23 protein-coding genes are annotated in these 25,829 nt (G+C 62.2%); 12 read left to right on the top strand and 11 right to left on the bottom strand.

What is annotated here, in order from left to right:
* Window positions 1-162: 162 nt before the first annotated feature.
* Window positions 163-1,056: a LysR family transcriptional regulator gene (locus A9K65_RS21655; RefSeq protein ID WP_064994828.1), complete on the bottom strand. Its 894-nt coding sequence runs from the start codon at window positions 1,054-1,056 to the stop codon at window positions 163-165.
* 254 nt (window positions 1,057-1,310) lie between these two features.
* Here A9K65_RS21655 and A9K65_RS21650 point away from each other — a divergent pair, with 254 nt between their 5' ends.
* On the top strand, window positions 1,311-2,063 hold the full coding sequence (locus A9K65_RS21650; protein WP_064994829.1) for an SDR family NAD(P)-dependent oxidoreductase: 753 nt from the start codon (window positions 1,311-1,313) through the stop codon (window positions 2,061-2,063).
* Between the two features lie 26 nt (window positions 2,064-2,089).
* A complete protein-coding gene (locus A9K65_RS21645; protein ID WP_064994830.1) occupies window positions 2,090-3,328 on the top strand; it encodes an amidohydrolase family protein in 1,239 nt (412 codons plus the stop codon).
* 493 nt (window positions 3,329-3,821) lie between these two features.
* Here the strand turns inward: A9K65_RS21645 and A9K65_RS21640 are convergent, their stop codons facing one another.
* From A9K65_RS21640 to A9K65_RS21595, 10 genes are all read right to left on the bottom strand, one after another.
* On the bottom strand, window positions 3,822-4,280 hold the full coding sequence (locus tag A9K65_RS21640) for a helix-turn-helix transcriptional regulator (RefSeq protein ID WP_064994831.1): 459 nt from the start codon (window positions 4,278-4,280) through the stop codon (window positions 3,822-3,824).
* Window positions 4,281-4,737: 457 nt separating this feature from the next.
* Window positions 4,738-5,490, bottom strand: a complete 753-nt coding sequence (locus A9K65_RS21635) for a TIM barrel protein (RefSeq protein WP_064994832.1) — start codon at window positions 5,488-5,490, stop codon at window positions 4,738-4,740.
* Window positions 5,490-6,143, bottom strand: a complete 654-nt coding sequence (otnC, locus tag A9K65_RS21630) for a 3-oxo-tetronate 4-phosphate decarboxylase (RefSeq protein ID WP_064994833.1) — start codon at window positions 6,141-6,143, stop codon at window positions 5,490-5,492. Before otnC ends, A9K65_RS21635 begins: the two co-directional genes overlap by 1 nt.
* The gene (gene otnK, locus A9K65_RS21625; protein WP_337122168.1) at window positions 6,140-7,417 is read right to left on the bottom strand and encodes a 3-oxo-tetronate kinase; all 1,278 of its coding nucleotides are present in this window, start codon (window positions 7,415-7,417) and stop codon (window positions 6,140-6,142) included. The genes otnC and otnK overlap by 4 nt, the downstream gene beginning before the upstream one ends.
* Window positions 7,418-7,458: 41 nt before the next feature.
* The gene (denD, locus tag A9K65_RS21620) at window positions 7,459-8,445 is read right to left on the bottom strand and encodes a D-erythronate dehydrogenase (protein ID WP_064994851.1); all 987 of its coding nucleotides are present in this window, start codon (window positions 8,443-8,445) and stop codon (window positions 7,459-7,461) included.
* 41 nt (window positions 8,446-8,486) lie between these two features.
* Entirely contained in the window at window positions 8,487-10,442 is a 1,956-nt protein-coding gene (locus A9K65_RS21615; protein WP_064994835.1) for a hypothetical protein, read from the bottom strand.
* A 16-nt stretch (window positions 10,443-10,458) separates the two neighbouring features.
* Window positions 10,459-11,397 (bottom strand): ABC transporter permease, encoded by a 939-nt coding sequence (locus tag A9K65_RS21610; RefSeq protein ID WP_245321868.1) that lies wholly within the window; start codon window positions 11,395-11,397, stop codon window positions 10,459-10,461.
* A gap of 23 nt (window positions 11,398-11,420) precedes the next feature.
* Window positions 11,421-13,292, bottom strand: coding sequence for a sugar ABC transporter ATP-binding protein (locus A9K65_RS21605; protein ID WP_245321867.1), 1,872 nt, complete (start codon window positions 13,290-13,292; stop codon window positions 11,421-11,423).
* A gap of 120 nt (window positions 13,293-13,412) precedes the next feature.
* Window positions 13,413-14,396 carry a substrate-binding domain-containing protein gene (locus A9K65_RS21600; RefSeq protein ID WP_064994838.1) on the bottom strand — a complete coding sequence of 328 codons (984 nt, stop codon included), beginning with the start codon at window positions 14,394-14,396 and terminating at the stop codon, window positions 13,413-13,415.
* Window positions 14,397-14,443: 47 nt separating this feature from the next.
* Entirely contained in the window at window positions 14,444-15,190 is a 747-nt protein-coding gene (locus A9K65_RS21595) for an FCD domain-containing protein (RefSeq protein WP_064994839.1), read from the bottom strand.
* Window positions 15,191-15,372: 182 nt separating this feature from the next.
* Here A9K65_RS21595 and A9K65_RS21590 point away from each other — a divergent pair, with 182 nt between their 5' ends.
* The 10 genes from A9K65_RS21590 (at window position 15,373) to A9K65_RS21545 (ending at window position 25,819) form a co-directional block, all read left to right on the top strand.
* The gene (locus A9K65_RS21590; RefSeq protein ID WP_064994840.1) at window positions 15,373-16,908 is read left to right on the top strand and encodes a sugar ABC transporter ATP-binding protein; all 1,536 of its coding nucleotides are present in this window, start codon (window positions 15,373-15,375) and stop codon (window positions 16,906-16,908) included.
* Window positions 16,905-17,897 (top strand): ABC transporter permease, encoded by a 993-nt coding sequence (locus A9K65_RS21585; RefSeq protein ID WP_064994841.1) that lies wholly within the window; start codon window positions 16,905-16,907, stop codon window positions 17,895-17,897. Before A9K65_RS21590 ends, A9K65_RS21585 begins: the two co-directional genes overlap by 4 nt.
* Window positions 17,894-18,922 carry an ABC transporter permease gene (locus tag A9K65_RS21580; RefSeq protein WP_127385218.1) on the top strand — a complete coding sequence of 343 codons (1,029 nt, stop codon included), beginning with the start codon at window positions 17,894-17,896 and terminating at the stop codon, window positions 18,920-18,922. Before A9K65_RS21585 ends, A9K65_RS21580 begins: the two co-directional genes overlap by 4 nt.
* 99 nt (window positions 18,923-19,021) lie before the next feature.
* A complete protein-coding gene (locus tag A9K65_RS21575; RefSeq protein ID WP_245321864.1) occupies window positions 19,022-20,242 on the top strand; it encodes a sugar ABC transporter substrate-binding protein in 1,221 nt (406 codons plus the stop codon).
* A 65-nt stretch (window positions 20,243-20,307) separates the two neighbouring features.
* Window positions 20,308-21,597: a histidinol dehydrogenase gene (gene hisD / locus A9K65_RS21570; RefSeq protein WP_064994852.1), complete on the top strand. Its 1,290-nt coding sequence runs from the start codon at window positions 20,308-20,310 to the stop codon at window positions 21,595-21,597.
* 23 nt (window positions 21,598-21,620) lie between these two features.
* Window positions 21,621-22,661 carry a LacI family DNA-binding transcriptional regulator gene (locus A9K65_RS21565; protein WP_064994844.1) on the top strand — a complete coding sequence of 347 codons (1,041 nt, stop codon included), beginning with the start codon at window positions 21,621-21,623 and terminating at the stop codon, window positions 22,659-22,661.
* Window positions 22,654-23,271 carry a hypothetical protein gene (locus A9K65_RS21560; RefSeq protein WP_064994845.1) on the top strand — a complete coding sequence of 206 codons (618 nt, stop codon included), beginning with the start codon at window positions 22,654-22,656 and terminating at the stop codon, window positions 23,269-23,271. Before A9K65_RS21565 ends, A9K65_RS21560 begins: the two co-directional genes overlap by 8 nt.
* Window positions 23,243-24,118: an N-acyl homoserine lactonase family protein gene (locus tag A9K65_RS21555; protein ID WP_064994846.1), complete on the top strand. Its 876-nt coding sequence runs from the start codon at window positions 23,243-23,245 to the stop codon at window positions 24,116-24,118. The genes A9K65_RS21560 and A9K65_RS21555 overlap by 29 nt, the downstream gene beginning before the upstream one ends.
* Complete coding sequence (locus tag A9K65_RS21550; RefSeq protein ID WP_245321862.1) at window positions 24,106-25,056, top strand: 3-hydroxyacyl-CoA dehydrogenase; 951 nt, start codon at window positions 24,106-24,108, stop codon at window positions 25,054-25,056. The genes A9K65_RS21555 and A9K65_RS21550 overlap by 13 nt, the downstream gene beginning before the upstream one ends.
* Window positions 25,057-25,069: 13 nt before the next feature.
* Window positions 25,070-25,819: an SDR family oxidoreductase gene (locus A9K65_RS21545; protein ID WP_084016082.1), complete on the top strand. Its 750-nt coding sequence runs from the start codon at window positions 25,070-25,072 to the stop codon at window positions 25,817-25,819.
* Window positions 25,820-25,829 lie beyond the last annotated feature (10 nt).

The raw sequence follows: 25,829 nt of genomic DNA, 5'->3' as shown, positions 1-25,829 counted from the left end.
AGCGCAAACCACCACGGCGCGCGCCCTTTCGGGTGTCTTATAGGAGTGTCGCGTGCATCCTCGAAGTCGTCCTTCGGAAACAGCCCATCGCCATAGGCGAACGCGCCCCGGCGGTCGCGGGCGGACCGCGCCGACGAGGACGGCCGGCGAAATCAAGCGGCCTTATCGGGTTTCGCTGTTGGTGAGATGGTTGAGCAGCAGCCGCACGGGCGGCGGCATGGTCTGGCTTGCCTGCACGCAAAGGTTCCACTGGCGCTCGGCCCAGGGTTCGTCAAGGACGATGGCGACGGTGTTGCCGCTGGTCACATAGCGCTCGGCGCATTTCTCCGGGACCAGGCCGATCCCCAGTCCGGCTTCAACCATGCTGAATACGGTCTCGAAACCGTTCACGCGGACTGGCATCCGCAACGAGCGGGCGAGGTCGGAAGCAGCGCGTAGCACAAGCGAGTCGAGGAAGGATCCCTTCATCGGCCCGATTAGATCGAAATCGGTGAACTCAGCAAACTTGACGATCGTGCGGTCCGCCAGCGGGTGGTCCCTGTGAACGAGTGCGACAATGCGGTCGACACGGTACGGGATGATCTTCAAGCCTTGGCGCGGCACAACGCCGCCGAAGACGCCGATATCGGCGGCGTTCTCCGCCACCGCCTCGAGCGCCTCCTGGCTTGTTCCTTCCTGCAGGTCAATGCGCACGGCGTCGTGTAGGGCGAGGAACTCGCGCAGGTCACGCGGCAGGTGTTGGATGATGGTGGAAACACTGGCATAGACGCGGACGTGGCCACGCACGCCGCTGGCATGATTGGACAGCTCGGATTCCATCTGGCGCAGGTCGCGCATGACCACGCGGGCGTGGTACAGCAGGGAATTGGCGGCTGCGGTGAGTTCCAACCCCTTGGAACCACGCAAGAACAGCGGTGTCTTGAGCCGGGCCTCGAGATCGGAAATGCGCTTGCTGATTGCAGATGCAGCTATGTGCTCGCGGTCAGCGGCCTTGGCAATGCTTTGCTCCTCACAGACTGCGACGAACAATTCCAATGACAACAGGTCAAAACGCATTCGTCGCAAAGCTCCATGCTGGATTGGCCGACCCTGTCCACGATCCTGGTGCCAAGGAAGGGATCGACAATCGCGAATGTTCAGCTGCGCCGGGGCTCATCGCGGATCACGACGCACCCGTTCCCAATCAAGTCTTCGCGCTGCCCATCATGTCTCCAATAAGGTCGTATTCCGGTTTGGCAGAAAACACAAAATGAAATTGCTCACGTCCGGCGTAGCCGGGGCGCCAGCGGAAAGTCAGGAACCGTCTATACATGAATGAATATGATCTCGCAGGCCGAACCGCAGTCATCACGGGAGGCGCTCAAGGAATCGGGTTTGCCGTCGTCAAGCGTATGCTCGAATCAGGTGCGAGTGTCTCCATCTGGGACCGCGACGAGATGGTGCTCGGTGTCTGCGCCGAGAAGGTCGGAGCCTCAGACCGCGTCCAGTGCCTGACAGCCGATATCGGCGTGCTCGCCTCAGTTGAGGCTGCGACAAAGGCAACTGTCGAGCGCTACGGCAAGGTCGACATCCTAGTTAATAACGCCGCCTTGGTTGGCCCTAATATGCCAACTTGGGAGTATCCGCCGGAAGCCTTCGCCGAGGTGGTTCAGGTCGGACTCAATGGCACCTTCCACTGCTGCCGAACGATCGTGCCCCACATGATGGAGAAGGGTTACGGACGCATCGTCAACATCAGCTCTGTCGCCGGCAAGGAAGGCAATCCCAATGCGGTCGCCTATTCGTCAATGAAAGCCGGCGTGATCGCGCTAACCAAGTCGCTTGGTAAGGAGTTGGCCGATCGCAACGTCGCCGTCAACTGCGTGACGCCGGCCGTCGCCAAGACACCGGGCGCGATGGCCCAGGCGCCCGAACATATAGCCTATATCCTTGGCAAGATCCCACGCGGGCGCATGCTCGAACTGGAGGAGGCAGCGTCCATGATCTGCTGGCTGGCCACGCAGGAGAATTCCTTCACCACCGGAGCGGTCTTCGACCTGTCGGGCGGACGTGCGACCTACTAACAGGAATGATTGAAGAGGAGATTCCCATGCCTTCATATGTCTTCGAGAACGCGCGCGTGCTTGATGGTTCCTCGGACGACGGGGAGTATGACCGTCATGTACGGGTGTCGGAAGGCATGATTGACGAAGTTTCCGACAAGCCGATTAAGGACGTCAACGCGATCATGATCGACCTGAAGGGCAAGACGCTGATGCCCGGCTTGATCGATTGCCACGTCCACGTTTATTCGGCCGCTGAAGATCCGTCCGCCAGCTCACGTATGCCCAACGAACTGGTGGCGCTGCACGCGGCCAAGATCGTCAAGGGCATGCTGTTGCGCGGCTTCACGACAGTCCGCGACGTCGGTGGGGCGACGCTGGGCTTCAAATACGCGCTTGAAAGCGGTCTGATCGACGGACCCAGGTTGACCATGTGCGGCAAGGCTTTTGTCCAGTCCGGCGGCCATACCGATCCGCGCGAGCGCGGCGACCTGATCTCGGCTGAAACCTTCAACAATCAACTCGGCAACGTGTCGAAGATCGTCGACGGCGTTGATGAGTGTCGCCGCGCGGCGCGCGAGGAGATACGCAAAGGCGCTCAGTTCATCAAGGTGATGGCCGGCGGCGGCGCGGCGCAGCTGCGGATGCCACGCTCATGGAATGCCTATTCGATGGATGAGCTTCGCGCCTTCCAGGAAGAAGCGGAGAACGCCAAGACCTACGTTTGCGTGCACGCACATTCGGACGAGTCAATCGCGCGGGCGCTGGCCTGCGGGATCAAGTCGATCGAGCACTGTACGCTGATCACTCCCGCAACGGCGGCGATCATGGCCGAGAAGGGCGCTTATTCAACGCCGACAATCAGCGCATACGAGGGACAAATCATCGAGGCTGAAAGGCTCGGACTCGACGCTGCCGCCGTTGAGCGCCTGCAGTGGGTGCGTGATCGTGGCCCGGTATCGCTGGAGATCATGCACAACGCCGGTGTAAAGATTTGCCATGGTTCGGATCATCTAGGCTTTCTACATCCACACCAGAACCTGGAATTCAATATCCGCGCCGAGGCGCTGCCGCCCATCGAGGTCATCCGATCGACCACCATCAACGCGGCCGAACTGTGCTTGATGGCTGGCAAGATCGGCACCATCGCCGCAGGGGCCTATGCTGACATGATTGTGATAGACGGCGATCCACTGAAGGACATCTCGCTGCTCGGCGACGAAGGCAAATCCTTCCAGGCGATCATGAAGGGTGGGGTTTTCTATAAGAACGAACTTTCCCACTAATGGTGGACGGATTCGGCAAGATGGAGGCTGTGGCGAGGGCGACGGGCGCGAAAATTCCGCTCCGTCTTTTCGTATAGTCGGGCGACGCGGACATGCGGCCCGCGCGCGATCTGAAGAGACAGCACACTGTACGTTGGCAATCCGGCGCGCGCCGGCAACTGTTGCAGGCGCCGCTGGACGCAGCCGGTGTGGCCTTTCGGTCGGTTATGGCAGCGCCTCCCAATTCAGCCGTGAATACAAGCGGCTATTCGGTGCCTCACCGGTGCAAGATGCCAATTGCGGGGCCTGGTCGGTCAGGAATCGGTGGTCCGTCATGGAAAAATGAACGAACGAGAAGTCGGCTAGGGGAATTCCAAGGAGTGGTCTTCACAGCTCTAGCCTACCGTGAGACCCTTTGGCGTGCGAACTGTATTGGCGGTATGCCGACAAACCGGGTGAATGCAACACTGGAAGGAACTGGCGGAGCCATAGCCGACGGTTTCCGCAACCTCCTTCACGCCGCCATCCCCGCGCCGCAGCATGTCCCTGGCGAGGGCCATCCGCCACATAGCAGGTACTCCATCGGCTGGACGCCGACCTCCCTGCGGAACCTGTCGAAGAACACCGAGCGCGACATGGAGGCCTCCTTCGCCAGTCGCTCCACCGTCCATTCATGGCGCGGGTCGCCGTGAATGCAGGGTATTGCGCTCCCTAGCTGGGCGTCAGCCAATCCACGGAGAAGGCCCGGCGGGGCGGCGTTGTCCGCCGCCGCCCGCTGCGCCTCGATGAGCCGTACAGCAAGCAGGCGCCCGAGGACCATCTCGCGGGCAGGCCTCTCGTCCTGAGCTTCATTCCTGACGAGCTGTACCAACGTAGCGATCCTCTTCAGCCCGTGGACGTGGATGAGCTCCGGCAGGAGCGACAGTAGCAGCCCGGCATCCGGCGAGCCGAAGGCGAAGCGGCCAGCTAGCATGCGTAAGTTCGTTGGCCTTCCGGATCGCCGTGCCCCGTCTCGTCCTCCACGATCGTATGCACCGACTGGCTCCTTGGGCCGCCATCAAGGCTCGACATTGTAAAGTCGCGTGCCGCCGGGACGGGGAAAAAGTCGTTCTCCTTTAGCTCGATCGTTGGCCGCCCTTCCAAAGACAGGCGCACGGTCCCTCCAGGATCACGCAGAACAAGGGTTCGTTCGTCATCGATACGTCGATCCGCCACGAAGGGAGCCGTCGCTGGATTGCATGGATTGAGTCGTTTGGCTAACGCTGCTGATCGAGCGAGTGTGTTGTTGGCCCTTTCTCGCCAAGCTTTGGTTAAGCTCCTACCGCCGATCGAAAGGCCGTCGCAATAGGTGCGTCTTTCATCCGTTCAGTCAGTTGGCGGAAGTTCGCGGGCCAAAATGAGTGTCCGGCCCAGTCCACCCCCACACGCTCTTAATCCTCGAACAACTCCATCCAAGCAAAGGAATCGGTAGCAGGGCGATATTCGGCGCCGAATGCGCCATCATAGCCGGCGTCAGCGATTGCACGCAGGAGCCAGCCATAGTCCACCTCGCCGTGATCGGGCTCGCCACGATCCGGCACGGCGGCAAATTGGATATGGCCGATCCTGTCGGCAAATCGCCTCACCGAGTTGAGCAAGTCACCCTGAATGATCTGCATGTGGTAGCAGTCGAACATGACCTTTACGGCGCCTTGTGTCGCATCGATCACACGCAGTGCGGTGGGGAGGTCGGAAAGAAAATAGCCTGGCGCATCGCGCGGGTTCAACGGCTCGATCAGCACCCCGATGTTGTGCTGCGCGGCGCTCTTCGATGCGTACCGCAAGTTGCCTTCGAAGGTCGCGAAGGCCTCGTCACCGGTTGCCTTGCCTGCCATCACATGGATGTTGCGACAGCGCGTGGCTGCTGCCCATTGAACCGCCTGGTCAATCGCCGCGCGAGCTTCCGTTTCCCGACCCGGCAGCGCAGCGAGGCCATTGTCACCCGCTCCAACGTCGCCTCTGGCCGTGTTGATGCCAAGAAGCGGAAGGCCAGTTTCGATGAGCGTCTGCGCGATCACCGATGCATCGGTGTCGTATGGCCAATGCATCTCAACGGCGGCAAAACCGAGCCGTTTTGCCGCACGGATCGCGTCTGGAAGCGCGAGGTCACGAAAAAGAAATCCCAGATTGGCCGAAAGCTGCATCAGTCGTCCCACTCCACGTCAAAATATTCCACCAACTCACGAATTTGCGGCGCTGCGAGGATTTTAGGCCGCAAGCCGCGGGTGAGAAGCGTGAGTTTGGCCGTTTCCTCAAGCTCTTCCATCGCGTAGGCGGCGGCTTCGAGATCCTTGCCGGCCACCACGGGGCCGTGGTGGGCCAGCAACACTGCCGACCGTTTTCCAGCGAGTCCGCGCACGGCGTCTCCCATCGACGGATCGCCAGGCCGGATGTAGGGCAGCAGTTTCACCTTGCCCAGCCGCATGACCGAATAGGCCGTCAATGGCTTGAAGACGCTGTCCGGATCGATGCCGGGCAGAAGCGAAACCGCGACCGAATGGGTTGAATGAAGATGGACGACCGCTCCAGCGCGCGCACCGCGCGTCTCGTAGAACGCCGAATGCAGCGGCATTTCCTTCGTCGGCTTGTCGCCGTCCACGAACCGCCCCTCCGCGTCAAACAACGACAGGCGGGCGGGATCGAGCGTGCCAAAGGACGATCCCGTCGGCGAGACGAGAAGCCGACCGTCGCCGAGGCGAGCGGAGATGTTCCCCGAGCTTCCGGCAGTAAGGCCGCGCGTGAACATGGACGCGGCAACGCTGCAAATTTGCTCCCTGAGCCTTGTTTCATCGTTCATCGGACAACGTCTCCAGCAAGGACGCCGGCTGCCTTTTTGAAGAAGTCAGCCGCGCCGAAATTGCCCGACTTCAGTGCGAGCACCATTTCCAGCCCACCGGCCTTCAACGCTGGAACGCCGGGGTCGATCTCCGGTCCGATCTCGAACGACGAAATCTCGAGCGCCGATACGACGGCCCCCGATGTCTCGCCGCCCGCCGTGACCAGCCGGCGGACGCCATGCGCCAGAAGCTGGCGCGCCAATTCGCCGAAAAAACCTTCGACCGCCGTTGCGACGCGCTCCTTCCCGTGGTGCTTCTGCGCGGCTGCGACGGCTTCGGGCTCAGCCGACGAAAACACGAGCGGCAAGCCATGCTGCTGCTGGCCGATAACCCATTCGGCATATTCGACAGGATTGGCCGCGCGGTCCATGACAGCGTCCACCTCCACGACGCGCGTTGGATGGCTTTTCCGGTGCTCGGCGATCTGGCGTCGGCTCATGGCAGAGCACGAGCCGCAAAGCACGGCTGCCGGCCCCTGTTTTCCCATCCAATCCATGGCCGCCCTGCCAATCAGCCCGGCCCGACGAAAGTTGGTCGGAAGTCCAAGGGCAATGCCCGAACCGCCGCTGAGCAGGACATCCGATTCGGCAGCCTCGCCAATGGCGATAAGGTCCTTGTCCAAAATGGCGTCGACGACGATGTAGCGAGAGCCGCTCGCAGCAGCAGCCTCTAGAGCATCCCTGATCGGGATGCTTCCTCCCGCCACGACGTCGTAGGGGACATGGCCGATCCCGCGCCCGGTCTGTCGTGCAAGCCAACGTCTCAGATCGGGATCTGTCATTGGCGTAAGCGGATGTTTCTCCATGCCGGATTCGCTCAACAGACGATCGTTAACGAAAAGATGCCCCTGGTAGATCGACCGGCCGGTCGCGGGAAACGCCGGACAGACGATCGCGCGTGCCGCCCCCACGGCGTCGCCAAGAGCGTCTAGCACCGGCCCGATATTGCCTTCGGGGGTCGAATCGAATGTCGAGCAGTACTTGAACAGATACTGGCGGCAGCCCTGGCGTCTAAGCCACTCTAGCGCCGCAAGCGACTGCTTCACCGCCTCGCTGGCGGGTATCGTTCTGGTCTTCAGGGCAACGACGCCCGCGTCAACCGAGCGGTCGGAGTCGATTTTGGGAACGCCATTGTACTGGACGGTGCGCATACCCCCCTTGGCGAGCGTGTTGGCCAAGTCGGACGACCCGGTGAAATCATCGCCTATGCAGCCGAGAAGCATCAGATCTCTCAATTTCAACTTCCATGGAAACGCTAGTGACTCTGCCTTGGCGGTTAAGGGATGGCCTTCGGGGCGTCATCCGCCAGGTAAACCGCTATCAGTTCATCCACCGTGCTTTCGGCCACGAAGCCCAGATTGTTGGCTAGCGTGGGCGAGAAGGATTTTGGCCAACCCGCAATGATGGCCTTAATCGCCTCGTCCGGCTTGCGGTCTATCAAAGCCTCGGCTTCGGCGCCTGCCACGCGGCGGAGCGCGGCAATTTGGTCGGAGACTGTGGCCGCGACCCCAGGCATGTTCAGCGTGCGCCGGGCGCCCAGCGCGGACGTATCGAGCATCGCGGCATGGATGAGGAGAGCTACCGCCGTGCGCGGACTAGCCAGCCAATGCTTGACCGTCTCCTCCACCGGCAGGACGGAGCGTTGGCCGGCGAGTGGCTCGCGCAGGATTCCGGAGAAGAATCCCGAGGCCGCCGCGTTGGGAGCGCCAGGCCGAATAACGATCGTAGGCAGCCGTATCCCAATTCCGTCAAGGAAGCCGCGTCGCGAATAGTCTGCGAGCAACAGCTCGGATATCGCCTTCTGGGTGCCGTAGCTGGTTAGCGGGGCAAGAATGTAATCGTCGGGAATAGGGTCTGGTAAAGGCGCGCCATATACTGCGACCGACGAGGTGAACACCAGCCGGGGGAGATACTTCTTACGCGCCCCTTCCAGTCGGATCGCCTCGAAAAGAGCACGCGTGCCGTCCACATTGATCAGGTACCCCTTCTCGAAATCGCGTTCCGCTTCGCCGGACACGATGGCTGCGAGATGGAAAATCACATCGGCGCGGCGCGCGGCTAGCTCCTCGGCTGCACCGGAGACGGCAATATCAGCGGCAATGGCTTCGATGGAATATAAGGCACCGGTTGGCACTGGGGGCTTCGTCAAGTCTGCCAACGTCATCCGCTCGATCTTCTTATCCCCGAGCGACCCGGTCCGGGAAAGCTCCGCCGCGAGTTTGCGGCCGATCATTCCACCAGCGCCAATGATGAGTATATGCATGGATGCTCCGTTCTCTTCAGGGCCTGTCTCGGGATGCTGCATCATACTGGCCTGAAGGCACGCACCACCGCGTAGCTTTCGAGCGACAGCGTCTGTGTTTCGACAGGCGTCAGGCGGTCGAGCAGATCCGGTTGACGGGATGCCGCAACGAAAGATGAGGCATCAAGAATTGCAGCGGTCGTGAAGCCTTCGGGGAGGCGGACTTCCAGCGTGTTGGGCGAGGGATTGCAGAGCCATAGCTCGGTGCCTTTTTCCGTAACCGCCGCGATCCCTCGCACCGCCCCGGCGACGGACGATCGCAGCGGACGGATCGGACGGCCTTTGAGTTTCGCCAGGCCTCGCACGATGTGCCAAACAGGATACAGTTCGCCCTTGCCCTCGAACCAGGACTGCGGAAACGGCGTCGGCACGGAGAGAACGCCGAACGGGCCGACCGCGCCGCCGAGCGCGACGGCCTCCGCGCCGCCTTCCGCGAAGGCAGCGAAATAGCCGAGATTCCAGGCTGCGCCCATGATGCCCCTCTGGCGCGGATCATTGAAATTGACCGCCTGCCGGATGTTCGTGGGATTGGCGACGGGCGCTTCGCCATAGGGATTGTCACGCAACCCGATCGCGGACGGCCCAACGGAATACGGCAGCCCCCTGGCGATGGCTGGCACGGTCCTGACGATATGCGGTAAACATTCGAGCGTCTCCATCAAGGATCGGTCGTCACCAGCATGGAAGATCGCTGCCGTCGTAAATGTCACGAGGTCTATCGTCTCGGTCGGGGGACGTTTACGGTTGAGCTCAGTGAAGAAGCTGAACATCCCGCCGCCGATGCGGGACCCAGGGAAGGCGGTGCGCGTGGCGGCATAGAGTTTCGCCGGGGCAGGCGCAGCCGGCCAGACGCTGCCGGGCAGCGTGCATTTGAGGTCGGGCGCCGGCGACACCAAAACTGTCGCGAAACGACGATCGAGTTTCGCGACAAGCTTGCCGAGGAAGTCGATTTCCGCCGCGGCTCCGGCATCGTTGACGTGCTCGACGACGGCTTCGAGCCAAGGTTGCGCGCCTAATGCGGCGGCGACCTCCACATGCCTCGCCAGCGATTCGGCATCATGGCCGCGCCGTGGATCGTGATGGCAGATAACATGGGCGACGCCGAGCTGGTGCAGCGTCTCGACATGCCGCAATGCAGCCGAAGCATCCTCGGGCTGGAGCCCAATGCCGAGAGGGGGCATCGTGCCCTCCGCCTCGCCAAGCGTCAGGACGGCTGCGCCCCCAGCCCAACGCGACGGAGCCCTCGGAAAGCCCTTGACGGTCAGGGTGATCTTCTGTTGGACGACCTCGCCTGGCTCGATCCTGTATGGCCAGGGCAAGGCGAGGGGACGAACATAGGTTTTGTAGGAGGCGTCGGTCCAGTTCCGCTGGTCTTCCATCTCGAAGGCGTCGCCCTCCATCAGGCAGGTGACCTCCAGCCCGCCGGGAGTACGGTGCGCTATTTCACGAAGATCCATCATCGGCTGTACAGGATCGATCTCTACGGGAAAGCGTGTCTCGACCCTTTCGCCGCTTGTATGCGTGATCGTGGCCGGCGCGCCGCTCACGCCCTCAATAGGATGCAGGACGACAAACCCGGTTCGATTCGTCAGAAGCCCGGTCGGCGTCTTCCCGCGAGCCGAATAGGTCAGCACGCCGGCTGCGGACCCTTCGATGACGACTTCGTAGCCAAAGGTCTCGCCATTGCCGGCTACTCCTGCGCGGTAGCTGATCCAAAATCGATCGCCATCTTGCTGGACGATCAGATCCGCAATTTTCGGAATCAGCGTCGCCCAGTCCTTGTCGCGCACGACGAAGGAGATTGCGCGGATCGCCTCTTCGCCATGCATACGGACGTCGCGTAGGTTGGCGCCGTCAAAAAGTACGCTGAGCGGACCGGCATTCAGCACGCGCTCCTCTGCCGGGGGCTCCTCGGTACCGTAAAGCCGGACCGTGCGGGTGGGATCGGAATGTGTCATCGGCGTGCTCCCGATCTCAGACGCGGCGCGATTTCCAGGTGATGAGGCGCTCGGCCAGCAGGGCGAGGATGATGATGGCGCCGATAGCAGTCCCCTGCCAGAACGGCGAGACGCCGAGCAAGTTCAGTCCATTGCGAATCATCACCATGATCAGAACCCCCATCAGCGTGCCGAATATGGTGCCTCGTCCACCGTAGAGGCTCGCGCCACCGATGACCACGGCCGCTATGGCGTCGAGTTCAAGCTGGTTTCCGCCGATCGGGTCGGCCGACATGATCTGTGCCAGCGAAAAGGTCATCGCTGTCGCCGAAAGGGCCCCGCAGGCCACATAGGGGAAGATCGAGTAGAAGAGGGTGTTGAGGCCGGCGGCCCGGGCGGCTTCGAGATTCGAGCCGACAGCGTAGATCGTGCGCCCGCCCTTCGAATATGTCAGCCACGCCCAGGTGGCGACGTAGAGCGCGATGAGGAAGATGACGTTGGTGGGGATGCCGAGCAGGGTCGTGTAGACGATGTTCTGCAGCCCCATCGGCAGTCCCGAAATCGAGCGCTGCCCCGACACGATGTAGGCAAGACTGCGCCCCATCGCCATGACGCCGAGCGTCACCACGAAGGGCGCCAAGCCGAACACCGCGATGAGAACGCCGGAGAAAAGCCCGATCAGTGCGCCGCAGCCGACGGCGAGCGCTATCGCTAAGGGAATGGGAAATTCCTTCAGAAGCAGGGCGAGAACAATGCCGGTCAGGCCGGCAACCGAACCGACGGAAAGGTCGATGCCTCCGGTCAGAATCACCAGGGTCATGCCGACGGCAACAATGCCCAGCACCACCGACTGGTCGAGGATGTTGAACACGTTACGTTCGGTGAAGAAGTAGGGCGAGATGAACGACAGGATCACCGCAAGCACCACGGCAAGGCCGAGCATTCGGAACTCAAGGGTGCTGGTGAATCTAGGCATGGCAAAGGATCGGGAGGGCGCATTCATGCGTCGATCTCTTCGTTTTGAGGTGTATCGAACAACCCGGCCATGCGGGCCGACAGCGTCTCAGCTTTCGGCAGCTTGGATCCCGGCGGTAGGGTGAGGCCGATCCAGCCGAGATCGTGGCCCCTGCGGTTGGAGAGTGGCGCAAGCACAGTAGACCGGCCGTCGTTCTCAGTCACGATGCCTGGCTGGCGCCCTTCAAGAGCGAGGGGGATCGCCGTCTGGTGCGCCAGGTAGACATGGCCGGCCGCGAGTCCCATTGGTGTACTACGTGCACTGTTGGCGATGGCGAGGCAGACGAACCGGTCGTCGTCGATCAGTCCCCAGAATGCCGTGCCGCCGTAGCTGGCGACAAGATCCCGCAGGAATGCGGCATTGCGCTCTGCTGAACTTCGCGGCGCAGCGAGCAATGTCAGGCTCTCTTCGCTCAGGAGCGAAGCCGGCAGGTCGGCGATGGTATAGCCGTCACTCACCACGACGACCCGCTCGCAAACTCCCAGGAGCTCCCCAAAGTCCGAGGAGATCACCACCACGGCAATCCCCTTTTCGGCGACTTCGCGCAGCAGCTCGTAGATCGCCTGGCGTGTCCCGATATCGACGCCCTTCGTTGGTTCATCCAGAATGAGCACTTCGGGCTCGATCAGCAGCCAGCGCGCGATGATGACCTTCTGTTGCATGCCGCCGGAGAAGTGCAGGAGGTTTGCTTCCATCCGGTCGGTGGGAAGGCCGAGACGGAAAATAAGCTCGCGGGCTTGTTTTCGACGCGCTGAGTGGCCGCGGCCAAATCCCCTGTGCTTGCCCATCTGGGCGAGGAAAAGGTTCTCGCCGACCGTCATATCAGGCACGATATTCTGGGCGCGCCGGTCCTCGGCGACCATGCCGAGGCCAGCGCGAATTGCCGCGATGGGGCTATTGGGAGGAATCTCCTTGCCGCCGACGAGGATGCGCCCCCCGTTGCGATGGCGTAGCCCGAATATCGCTTCGGCGCTCTCCGTGCGCCCAGCTCCGACAAGGCCGCCGAGGCCGAGAATTTCGCCCTTGCGCACCATGAACGAGACGTTACGCACCATCGGCGAAGCGCTGAGCCCGGTCACCTCGAGAGCCACCGGCTGCTCGTTCGAGGCCGCAGGCGATGATGCCTTGCGATACACATTGCCGATGTCGCGTCCCACCATGTGGCGGATGACGTCAGCCTGGGTGAGACCGGCCGTCGGCAGGCCTTCCGCCACGGTCTTGCCCTCGCGCAGGATCGTGACGCGATCGGTGATTGCGAACACTTCCTCAAGCCGATGGGAGACGAAAGCGAGTGCCTTGCCACTGTTTTTCAGCCGCGTCATGATGTCGAACAGCCGGTCAACCTCGATCGGCGACAGCGAGGCGGTCGGCTCGTCGAAGATGACGAGATCGGCGTTTAAGGCCAGCGCCTTCGCTATTTCGACGAGTTGCCGTTGCGCCGCCGAGAGCCGCCGCACCTCGATGTCGAGTGGCAGCATGTGGTCGTGACCGAGTTCCGACAGGAGGGCCTGCGCCTTGTGCCGCAATTGGCTGAAAGACAGGCGTCCGGGCATCGCATAGCTGGGCAAGAAGATGTTCTCCAGCACGTTCATGTCGGGCGCCAGGCTGGTTTCCTGTGCGACGAGCGCTATGCCGGAGCGCAGCGCATCACGCGCGGAGCCCGCAATCAAAGGAGCGCCCTTAAACAATATCTCGCCCGACGAAGGCCGCAAGTGGCCGCAAACGATCCGCGACAGCGTCGACTTGCCCGCACCGTTTGCGCCAATCAATCCACAGATCTCGTGCCGGCAGAGCGCTATCGATGCGTTGCTGAGCGCGTAGGCGGTCCCAAACAGGCGGGTGATGCCACGAGCCACGAGAAGTGGCTCGCTAGCCTTACTGCTCTCTACCATCCGCGGGTACACTCCAAGAGAACATGATTGAACTGTGCGGGGAGGGCGCGTCCCCCGAACAGTATAAGTCGGCTAAACTCTCGATTACATCTCGTTGGCGAAGACCGTTTCCTTGATGGTTGGAAGCTCCTGTTCGATGTTCTTGCTGGTCACGATCTTGATCGGTACGAGGATCTTCTTTTCTGGAGTTTTGCCGCCGAGATGGTCGACCATCGCGCGCCCCGATTCTTGGCCCATCAGATACGGCTGCTGCATGCCAGAAACCACCAGTTCGCCCGACTGGAGCAGTGGTACGAATTCCGGCACCCCGTCGAAACCGGCAACCAGTACGTCACCGGTGAGGCGTGCCGCCTTGATCGCCTGCAAGGCGCCGAGCGTCGGGCCGTCGGTCTGAACGAACAGCCCCTTCATGTCCGGATGCGCGGTTGTCATATCCTGCGTGAACTTGAAGGTTTCGTCAGCGGTGTAGGTCTGCATCTGCTGCAGCCCGGCTTCCTTGGTGATGCCAGCCGCTGTCATCGCGTCCTTGAAGCCCTTCGTCCGCGCCTGACCGTTGAGACGGGCCTGGCTGATGCCGACGATTCCCACGCTGCCATCTTGCTTGCCTGCGGCTTTCATCGCCTCGGCCAGCGCTTTGCCGACGCCGTTTGCGCCCTGATAATTGTCAGAGATGATGAAGGACACATAGTCACCGCTGTCGGTACCGATGTCGGCGATGACCACGGGGATATTTGCTTGCTTGGCGAGATCGAGCACGGCCGGCGCGGTTGAGCTGTCGGTTGGAGAAATAATTATGCCAGCCACGCCGCGAGCGATCGCGTCCTTGGCATTTTTAAGCTGCGTCTGGGCGTTGTTGCCGGAATCCAGAGCCTGATAGGTATATCCACCCTTCGTCGCGACATTCTCGATGCCCTTGGAGAGGTATCGCCAGAAGGCAAGGTCAAGGCCTGGGGTCAAATAAACCAACTCTTTGGACTGGGCGAAAGCGGTGGTCATCGAGCCGGCAATGCCGGTGAGCGTGACAATGCCCGCTAGGGCTGCGGTGGCAAAAAGGCGTCTGGTCAGCATTGTAAATCCTCCCTGTTGTGCTGCATGGTCGTTCGGCAATACCGTCCTCATCGCTTCCGGGCGGACTTCGTCAGAAGCTGCCTGGTCGTGGTGTAGATGCGTGTTTCATGGACAGCGAACGCTCTTGCCGCCGCGTCAGGATCGCGCGCCTCGAGCCCCGCAAAAATGGCGCGGTGATCGGCTATGCTCGTCGCGATGCTCGTTGGCTGAGCAACCGCGCGCCGTCGATGGTCGAGAAGGTAGGAATAGAGATCCGAGGCAATATCCGCCAAAGCGCCATTGCCGCCAGCTCGATAGATGGTCGTGTGAAACTCGCGATCGCAAATGAGGAAGCGGACAGGATCATCGATTGCCGCCTCCTGCGCTTCGATCGATCTGGCCAGAGTCTCCAGCGTCGCCGCTTCAACCCGGTCAGCGGCGGCCCGCGCCACCTGCTCTTCAATCAGCAGCCGAGCCTCATGGACATCGTCGAGACTGTATCCGGAGATATCGCGATAGCGAGCCGATTGAACTGCGAGTTCCCCGACTTCTGTAGAGGCGACTACGGTCCGAGTCCCCTGCGTAACGGAAACGATGCCCTTCGTCGAAAGGATCAGGATCGCACCGCGCACCGTCTCGCGGCTGACGGACAAAGCGGCCGCAAGCTCACGCTCGCTTGGAAGTGGATCGCCCACGTCAAGCACACCAGTCGCAATGAACGTGGCGATCTTCTGGACGACGAAGTCCTTCATCGACCGCTTCGGCACCCCGCTCAGCGCGCCGTTGTCGTCGGTTAGGATTGCTCGTAGATCCATCCGTCCTTGCACCCTAACAGGTCTTGTGGTCCGGTATGTGTACCAGTAGGCCTGCTTCAGCTATACGTCAATAGCGAAGACGCGGCGTCAAATCCGGTTGACAACGAATATCGCTTTGTGGAACGGTGAGAACGTTCTCAGAGAACGTTCTCACCGCTTGCGGCCTAACCTTGGGAGGAGGCATGAGCACCGACGAGACGCGGCTAGCCGTCCGCATCGCCAGCATTGCGAAGTCCTACGGGCCTACCGTCGCGCTCGATTCCGTTTCCATCGACCTGCGTCCGGGAGAAGTCCATGCGCTGCTGGGCGAGAACGGCGCCGGGAAGTCGACCTTGGTGAAGATTCTCAGCGGCGTGGTGAAGCTCGACAGCGGGTCGATGTCGGTTTTCGGCAAGCCCTATACGCCGCACGGCATCGTCGATGCACGGGCGCAGGGCGTGGCTACGGCTTTCCAGGAACTCAGCCTGCTGCCCAATCTCAGCATCGCGCAGAACCTGATGCTGCCGAAAATGCCCAGAGGCATGCTCGGCCTCGCTTCACACAGCGCGGCCATGGCCTGCGCCGGCAAGACCCTGCAGGACTACGGTCTCGCGCATTTCGATCCGGACGCGTCGGTCGGTGTGCTCTCATTGTCGGATCGTCAGCGGCTCGAAATCGTCCGTGCCTTCAGCCATGCGTCGAAACTGCTGATCCTGGACGAGCCGACGGCAGCGCTGGCCGACGTCGAATGGCTGTTCGATCTCGTGCGCCGGCAAAAGACTCTGCAGACCGCCATCCTCTACATTTCCCATCGCCTCGGCGAAGTGCGTACTTTGTGCTCACGCGCCACCATCCTGCGCAACGGCCGCAGCATCGGCACCGTCGAGCTTTCGGGCGCCTCGGATGACAACATCTTCGAGATGATGGTGGGCCGCAGCGCGCGTCAAACGATCAACGCGTTGCCGGCAGCCGGTGACGGCGCGCCCATCGCGCTCGGCATCAAGAGCCTCTCGGGCGGCATCCTGAACGATGTATCGTTCAATGTCGGGCGTGGCGAGATCGTCGGCATTGCCGCGCTCGAAGGGCAGGGCCAGCGCGACCTGTTCAGGACGCTGATCGGTCTTGGCAAGGCGAAGGGCGGAAGCATCGAAATCGACGGCGTGGGCGCACAGATCGGCAGCCCGAGCGCCGCGCTCCAGTGTGGTAACGGCCTTGCCTACCTGCCTGAGGATCGCAAGTCGGAGGGCATCCTCGCCGGCCTTACCACCGCCAGCAACATGGTGCTGCCGATCATCTCCCGCATCGCGCAGGGCGGCATCGTCTGGCCGGCCGTCGAGCGCCGCGCCGCGCAAGAAACAGCCAAGGCGGTCGACCTGCAGGAGCGCTACCTGCATTTCAAGATCGAGGAGCTTTCCGGCGGCAACCAGCAAAAGGCCCTTCTGGCGCGCGTCATCATGACCGGCGCGCGCACTTTGCTGCTCTTCGATCCGACGCGCGGGGTCGATGTCGGAACCAAACAGTCGATCTACGAGGCGATCCGCAAGTTCACCGCCGATGGTGGTTCGGTGCTGTTTTATTCGTCCGAACTGCCGGAACTGGTCCACCTCGCGCATCGTTGCATTGTGCTCTATGGCGGCCGCATCTTCGCCGAATACCAGGGCGAGGCTATCGACGAGCAGGCCATTGTCGGCGCGCTGATCGGCCATGCCCGGGGCACGATGAAGGGGGTGGCCGCATGAGCGCGATCTCGGCAAGTCCCGCGCCGCGCCGCTCGGTTTTCCGGCGCGCCATCATCAGCGGCACCGGCATCGTCGCACTGATCTACATTCTGCTCTACGCGCTCTATGCGTTCTGGCAGCCCGATGCGCTGTCGGTCTATACGTTCACCGACCTCGTCAACAATTCGACGCCGCTGGCACTAGCGGCTGCGGGCGAGACGCTGGTCGTCATCAGCCGCGGCTTTGACTTGTCCGTCGCCGGCGTCGTCTCGCTGACCAACGTGCTGATGGCCGTCTATCCGCTCGATGGCCCCGGTGGAGCTTTGGTCAGCCTGCTGATGTGCTGCGCGATCGGAGCCTTCGTCGGCTTGATCAACGGCATTCTGGTTGCCAGGATCGGACTCCAGACCATCGCGGCGACACTCGGCACGATGATCATTTGCCAGGGACTGGCGCTCGTCATTCTCGACGCGCCCGGCGGCATGATCGCCGACTTCGTCAGCTACACCCTGACCGACACGCTTTTCGGCGCCGTTCCGACTGCCGGCCTGTTCCTGGTTGCCGTCGTCTTGCTGTGGCTGGCCTTCCGGCGAACCAACACCGGCATCGGCCTTTATGCGATTGGCGCCGACGAACAGTCGGCCCGCTTCTCCGGCGTGGCTGTCTCAGGCGTCCGCATCACCGCCTTCATCGGTGCGGGCATGCTCTACGGTGTCGCCGGCTTCATGCTGAGCGCTCAGACCGCGACCGGCAATCCGACGGCGGGCACGCCATTCCTGATGCTTACCTTTGCCGCTGTGGCGCTCGGCGGCACCCCGCTCAGCGGTGGCCGCGGCAGCCTCGTCGGATCGATCCTCGGTGCCGGCACGCTCATGCTTTTGCAAAAGGTGCTGTTCTCGGGCGGGGTCTCGTCTTTCTACACCGGTATCTTCCAAGGCTTGGTACTGGTGCTTGCGATCGTTTTCGGCAACGCGGTGGCGCGTCTGCTCAAGAAGGACGAAGTCCAGTGAACGCGCATAAGGACGTAGCGATGCCTTTCGATGCCTCTTCCGACCAGCGCGGCAGGCAGAAACTCGACCGGGAAACGGTGAACACGCTTGTCGTGTTCGGGCTGAGCATCGTGCTCGTGTTGTGCTCGCGCTTCATCAGCCCGGCGCTCGGCTCCTGGAGCCAGGTGCTCACGGTGCTGATCCTTGCGTCCTTCCTGATCATCCTTTCCTTCGGGCAAGGGCTTGTCATCCTGGTCGGCGGACTGGATCTGTCGATCCCTGCCCTCATCACGCTCGGCGGCGTCCTGACGACGACCTGGATCGGCACGGGCAACGCCGGCATCTGGTACATGCTGCCGGCCATTCTGGTCATCTGCGCGCTCGTCGGCGCGGTGAGCGGCATCGGCATCGTCTGGCTGAAGGTGCCGCCATTCATTATGACGATGGCGACGTCGATCTTCGTCGCTTCGGTGGCGCTTGGCTATACCAGCGGCACGCCGCGCGGCGGCTCGCCATCGGCGCTGCTGTGGCTGATGAAGGAGTGGTTCCTCGGCGTGCCGGTGATCATCTACTTCACACTCGCCTTTATCCTGTTCGGCTGGCTCCTGCAGAATTTCACAGCGCTCGGACGCCGGCTCCGTGCGCTCGGCACCAACAGGGACGCCGCGCTCATCGCTGGCGTCAACGTCAACCGGCTCGAACTCGTGCCCTATGCAATGAGTGCCGCCTGCGCCGGTTTCGTCGGCATGATGCTCGTCGGCTATTCGAACGGCGCGACACTCAGAATGGGCGACAGCTATATGCTGCCCTCGATCGCCGCCGTCGTGATCGGCGGCTCCTCGATTCTCGGCGGCAGCGGGACCTTCATCGGCACGGTCGGCGGCGCAATCCTTCTAACCACGCTCGGCACGATGATCTCCGCCATTGGACTCAGCGAGGGATGGCGCACCGTCATCGAGGGCGGGATCATCGTTGGCGCGCTGCTGGTGCTGCGGGGCGAGTTCCTGACCCACATCGGCAATCGGATGCTGACGCGCAGGAAATGACCATGCCCCTGCTTGCAATGTTTCTTTCGATTGTGAGAACGTTCTCACAAGCTCTGGCCCGGCACGCAAGGGCCAAATTCCAAAGGGAGGTTGATGCAAATGAAGCTATTAAAAACACTAGGTCTGGCAGCGTCGCTGACGCTTGCCACAGCTGTGAGCGTCGGGACGGTCGTCGACCAGGCCGACGCGCAGGACAAGAAGCTCAAGGTTTATCTATCGCTGAGCTATAGCGGCAACTCGTGGCAGTCGGAGGCCGCGAACATTGTCAAGGCGCTGGCGCAGACGCCGCCCTACGACAAGACGGTGGAACTGAAGGAGGTGATTTCCGGCACCGATCCGCAGGCGCAGATCTCGGCCTATGAAAGCATGATCCAGGATGGCGCCGACGGCATCATCAGCTTCCCGATCTCGTCGACGGCGTTGAACCGCACCATACATCGCGGCTGCCAGAAAGGCGTGCTGTTCTTCATGTACGACGCCACGGCAACCGAGCCCTGCGCCTACAACGTCAGCTACATCACCGCCGGCTTTGGCGAGAACACCGCCCAGGCGCTGGTCAATATCCTTGGTGGCAAGGGCAATATCTTCCTCAGCCGCGGCGTTCCGGGCAACTCGGTCGACAAACGCCACACCGACGGCGCAATGCACATCTTCAGCCAGTATCCCGGCATCAAGGTGGTCGCCGAATACTATTCCTACTGGGATGACCGCACCACGCAGCAGGAGACGGCCAAGGCGCTCGCCGCACATCCGGACGTCGACGGCATCTGGGCCCAGGCTGGCGAATACGGCGCGATCCAGGCGCAGCTTGACAAGGGCAACAAGCTCGTGCCGATGACCGGCGAGAACTCTGACGGCTTCCGCCTCGGCCTGGCCGATCCGAAGATGCAGGGCATGGGGCTCAAGGGCGTCTCGGCCGGCTCGCCGCCTGCCACCTCCGGCTACGCCTTCAAGCTGATGATGGAGATCCTCACCAAGAAGCGCGACCTGAAGCCGATGAACGTCGAGTACCCGCTGCCGTGGGTGCCGGCCGATCAGGTCAAGCCCTGCAAGGGCGACACCTTCGCCGACGGCTGCAACGTCTTTCCGTCAGACAAGGTGCCGTCGTCCTTCGTCACCGAGGTCTTCAATCCCGAGCTGCTGCCGGAACTGTCGCTGCAGTCGGCGTTGGAGGGCAAGCCAACACCGGGAGCGACCATCCAACCGCTGCCGGCGGATGTAAAGAAGGCGCCCGACGCGCCCGGCATCAACTGCTCGTCCTGCAAGGCTGCGGCCGACGAATACAAGCTGACCAAGATCGAGGCGACAGTGAAGCCTTGACGATCAGCAATGCGATAGATGGACGGCGTCGTGCCGTCCATCCGACTCAAGACAAGGATGAGAACATGCCGACCTTTCTGAAGCGGGGCAGGGATCCCGAGGCTGTTGCCCAGGGCGACGCGGCCGTGCGAACGACCGTCGAAACGGTCCTCGCCGATATCGAAAAACGCGGCGACGACGCCGTCCGGGAACTGTCGGAGCGTTTCGACAAATGGTCGCCGCCGAGCTTCCGGCTGAGCGACAGCGATATAGAGCAGGCCATGTCCGAAGTCTCGGCAAGAGATCTTGAGGACATCCGCTTCGCCCAGGTGCAGGTCCGCAATTTCGCGGAAAAGCAGCGCGCCTGCCTGCAGGACCTCGAGGTGGAAACACTGCCAGGTGTCGTCCTTGGCCACAAGAACATCCCCGTTGAGACGGTTGGCTGCTACGTGCCGGGCGGCAAATATCCAATGGTCGCTTCCGCGCATATGAGCGTGGTCACAGCGAAGGTCGCCGGCGTGAAGAAGATCGTCGCATGCGCGCCACCGTTCCAGGGCGGGCCACACCCGGCCATCGTCGCTGCCATGCACTTGGGCGGCGCCGACGAGATCTACGTTTTGGGCGGTATCCAGGCCGTCGGCGCCATGGCGCTCGGAACCGAGACCATCGGACGCGTCGACATGCTTGTCGGTCCCGGCAACGCCTTCGTTGCTGAAGCCAAGCGCCAGCTTTACGGCCGCATCGGCATCGATCTGTTCGCCGGCCCGACCGAGACGCTGGTGATCGCTGACGACAGCGTCGACGGGGAGATTTGCGCGACCGACCTGCTTGGCCAGGCCGAACATGGTCCCACAAGCCCGGCGGTGCTTCTGACCAATTCGCTAAAGCTGGCGCGCGACACCATGGCGGAGATCGAACGTCAGTTGAAAATCCTGCCGACGGCCGAAATCGCTGCCAGGGCATGGGCCGACTACGGCGAGGTGATCGTATGCGATTCCTACGAGGAAATGGTTGTGGAAGCCGACCGGATCGCCTCCGAGCACGTGCAGGTGATGACGCGCGATCCCGACTACTTTCTCGACAACATGCGCAATTACGGCGCACTGTTCCTGGGTCCACGCACCAACGTTGCCTATGGCGACAAGGTCATCGGCACCAATCATACGCTGCCGACCAAGAAGGCGGCCCGCTACACCGGCGGTTTGTGGGTTGGCAAGTTCATCAAGACCTGCACCTATCAGCGCGTCCTGACCGACGAAGCGAGCGCTATGATCGGCGAGTACTGTTCGCGCCTGTGCGTCCTGGAAGGATTCTACGGACATGCCGAGCAGGCCAATATCCGGGTTCGCCGCTACGGAGGTCGCAACGAGGCCTAAGGCTGCGCGCCAACGGAGTTTTCATGTCGGTCATCGCCCGTAACAAAAGCAGCAAGCCACGCCTGACCGTAAAGGATCTGGCGCGCGACCTCGGCATGTCTGTCGCGACCGTGTCCAGGGCCTTTCACGCCGACGCCGTGATCGCCAAGGAAACGCGGGACGTGGTGCTGAACCGGGCGCGGGAGATCGGCTATTCGCCGAATCCCTTCGCTCGCAGCCTCATCACCAAGAAGACGCGCATCGTCGGCGTGGTCGTCGCCGACATCACGAACCCGTTCTATCCGGAAGTGCTGACCCGGCTCACCACCGAACTGCGCGCCATCGACATGAATGTGATGCTGGTCGCTGCCGACCAGTCTGGCGAGGTCGACCAGGCACTGCGCCTTCTCCTCAACTACCAGCCCGACCTCGCCATCATCCTCGCGGCGACCTTGTCTTCGGAAGCCGCGCAGGAGTGCCGCAAGGCCGGCACGCCGGTGATTTTCTTCAACCGACTGTCGGCCGACGACCACGCTTTCGGCATCTCCTGCGATAACATACTTGGCGGTCGCCGCATTGCCGACTATCTGGCCGATACGGGCCACCGGCGCCTGGCCTACATCGCCGCACTGGCGGATGCCTCGACCAATGTCGCCCGTCACCGCGGCTTCAGCGAACGCGCGGTCGAGCGCGGCCTTGCAGAGCCTGCCGTCATCGATGCGGGGCAATTCAGCTATCACGCTGGCTATCAGGCCGCCCACAAGCTGCATGATCTCGAAAAGATGCCCGACGGCGTGTTCTGCGCCAACGACATTCTCGCCATCGGCTTCCTCGACGGTGTGCGGGAACTGGGGCTTAGCGTGCCGGACGACATCTCGATCGTCGGCTTCGACGATATCGAAATGGCGCACTGGCCCTCGCACGGTCTGACGACCGTCAAGCAGCCCATCGAAAAGATGCTGGAGGCGACGGTCTCGCTGGCCAAGGAATTGGGCACGAATGCTGGCCGGGAGCCGGTCGTGCAGATGATTGCGCCCGGCCCCGTGATCGAGCGGGCGACGACACGCAGGAGGGACCATGACTGATCCATCCGCGAAGCGATTCTTCGAACGCGCGCTCTCCGTTCACCGCTATGACTGCGAGCTGGTTGCAGCGCCGCAGCCGTCGTCCGCTGAAAGTGGGGAATCCCAGCCGCTCATCGATAAGGATGGGGCGACCGACGAGGCTGTCGTCCGCTATGTCGTTGCCACCCGTCCCATCTATGACGGTCTGCGCCGACTGATCGGGCAGGTCGCGGGCTTGCTGGTTCTGGCCGAAGCTGGCGGTCGCCGCGATGTGCTCGACCTGCCGGATATCCCGGCGGCCTGTGAACAATGGGCCGAGGTCAAGCGGCGACTGGGCGCCTTGCAGTCGCCGCGCGGTCTGGAGGCCCATCGCGTGCGCTTGGAGTCTGCGCACGCGACGCTCGGCGAAGTGCTTGACGAATTCGGCCTGGCTCGGCTGCGGCGCGACTGGCAGCAGCATCTCGACCGCGCAGCGGAGAGAATCAAGCACGCCTATGCCTGGCTGCAGGCGGCGTCGGAGCCTCGAGCCGGCATGACGCCGATCGATTTCAATCATGCCTGCTGCAGTTGTGCACAGCGCTGGCGAAAACAGGGAGGAAACGATGGGTCAGTATTCGATCTGGGTGCTTGAGTACAGCTACGTCACAAACTACCACAAGAGCGGCGTGCTCTACGGCGCCCACAATCAGGGTCACGTCAAGCTTCCCTACTGCTATGCGCTGATTAAGGGGAACGGCCACGTCGCCATGGTCGATGTTGGCTACAATAACAAGGACTACGGCAAGCATCTCGGCGACAAGTTCGGCGTCGAAAACTGGCACTCGCCCGAGGCCGTCCTCGGCGAGATCGGCCTGTCGCCGATAGACGTCGACACGGTCTTCGTCACGCACGCCCACTTCGACCATTTCGGCAATGTCGAGGACTTCCCTAAAGCGACTTTCTACATCCAGGAGCGGGAAATCGCGAAATGGGTCTGGGCGATGTCGCTGCCGGACCGCATGCGCTGGATGAACGTCGCCGTCGACCCTGGCGATATCGTGCGCGGTGTCGATCTTGCCCGCCAGAAGCGGCTGGTGACGATTGATGGGGCAAAGCAGGACGTGCTCCCGAATGTCGATCTCAATCCCGCCTTCGATAGCCACACCTACGGTTCGATGTGGGTCACCATACGCAACGGCAAGGAAGATACCTGGGTACTGGCAGGCGATCTGGTCTATGTCTTCGACAATATCGAGGGCTCGGGAGCTGCCGTCGATATCGAGACGCTCTACGTTCCGGTGGGGTTAGCGGTCGGCAGCCAGACAAATCTCGTGCTGGCCACCGAGGAGATGATGAAGCAGGTGAATTACGAGGCGCGGCGCGTCATTCCCATCCACGAAGAGCGGCTGAAGGACCGTTTCCCGTCGCGCATCACCAAGGATGGCCTGCGCATCACTGAAATCTGCCTGGCGGACGGCGAGAAATCGTGGGTGCAGTAGTGGACGCAATCCGCAAGGTCGCCATTATCGGGGCAGGGCTCGTCGGCCGCGGCTGGGCGATCGTTTTCGCCCGGGCGGGACATCAGGTGACCATCTACGATGGTAGCGACGACATCCGCGCGAAGGTGATTGACAGGATCCGCGCCAGTCTTGCCGACATGAAAGAAGCTGGGCTGATCGACGCAATCGATCCAGTCATCCGGCGGTTGAGCGTTGTCGACACCCTGGAGGAGGCGGTCGCCGATGCCGACTATATCCAGGAGTCGGTGCTCGAACGGCGCGATGTCAAGGAGGCCGTCTGCCTCGAAATCGATCGAGTCATGCGGCCCGACGCCGTCGTTGGCAGTTCAAGCTCAGGTATACCTGCCTCGGCGTTTACGGAACCATGTGCAAACCGCGCACACTTCCTCGTGGTGCATCCGGTAAATCCGCCACATCTGGTCCCGTTGGTCGAATTGGTTCCGGCGCCATGGACGGACGCAAACATCGTTCCATGGCTTCGGGCACAAATGGAAGCCGTGGGTCAGGCGGCCATCGTCGTGCGCAAGGAGGTCGAAGGCTTTGTGCTGAACAGGCTTCAGGGCGCGTTGCTCAACGAAGCCTGGGCATTGCTTGAGGAAGGCGTCGCAAGTGCCGCCGACATCGATCTGACCGTGTCGCACGGGCTTGGCTACCGCTGGTCCTTCATGGGGCCGTTCGAGACGATAGACCTCAACGCGCCAGGTGGGATTGCCGATTATGCACGGCGTCTGGGGCCGCTCTACCACGCGATCGCGCTGGAAAGGCGCGATCCGGCGCCTTGGTCCGAAGCGCTCGTCAGCAAAGCCGAGGCCGCGCGCCGCGAAAAGCTGCCGGCCTCCCGCCTCGGTGAGCGCAGCGCCTGGCGCGACCGCAAGCTCATGGCTCTCGTCGCCCACAAGCGACGCACCAGCGTCTGACAGGGAGGGGGCCATGGCGGCAATGCTGCAAGACAAGGTCGCCCTGGTGACCGGTGCGACCGGTGGTATCGGCGGGCAGATTGTATCGAGGCTCGCACACGAAGGGGCGTCGGTCGTCGTCGGCTACAACCATTCGCGCCAGGCGGCGGAGGCACTGGTCTCCTCGCTTGCGCCCCGTGACCACCTCGTCGCCAAGGCGAGCGTAACCGAGAGCGACTGCCTTGCGCGACTGGCCGGCCAGATCGAGAAGAGGTTCGGCCGGCTGGATATCCTGGTCAATTGCGCCGGCATAACCCGGTTCGTGCAGCATTCGGACCTCGATGGTCTGGACGACGCATTGATCGACCGCATCCTCAGCGTCAACGTGCGCGGTGTCATCGCCGCTACGCGGGCAATGCGACCGCTGCTCGACCGCGCCGCCAGCGGCGTCATCGTCAACATCTCGTCGATTGCGGGCGTAACGGCCATGGGCAGCAACATCGCCTACTGCGCCTCCAAGGCAGCTGTCGACAACCTAACCAAGTCGCTGGCGCGCGCCCTGGCACCGAAAATCAGGGTCGTGTCGGTGTCGCCGGGCGTCGTCGACACCGATTTTATCAAGGGCCGCGACGAGTCCTGGCGAGATGAACAGGTTAACCGGACTCCGCTCGGGCGATTGGGCACCCCCGACGATGTTGCCGAGGCAGTTCTGGCGGTCGCGACCCACCTTCGCTTCGCGACAGGCGTTATCATTCCAGTCGACGGCGGGCGGCCCCTCGCGTGATTCTGTCTTG

This window comes from Mesorhizobium sp. WSM1497, assembly GCF_001672455.2.
In the GTDB taxonomy this organism is placed as follows: Bacteria; Pseudomonadota; Alphaproteobacteria; order Rhizobiales; family Rhizobiaceae; genus Mesorhizobium; species Mesorhizobium ciceri.
This window is presented reverse-complemented; position numbering and strand designations above follow the sequence as displayed.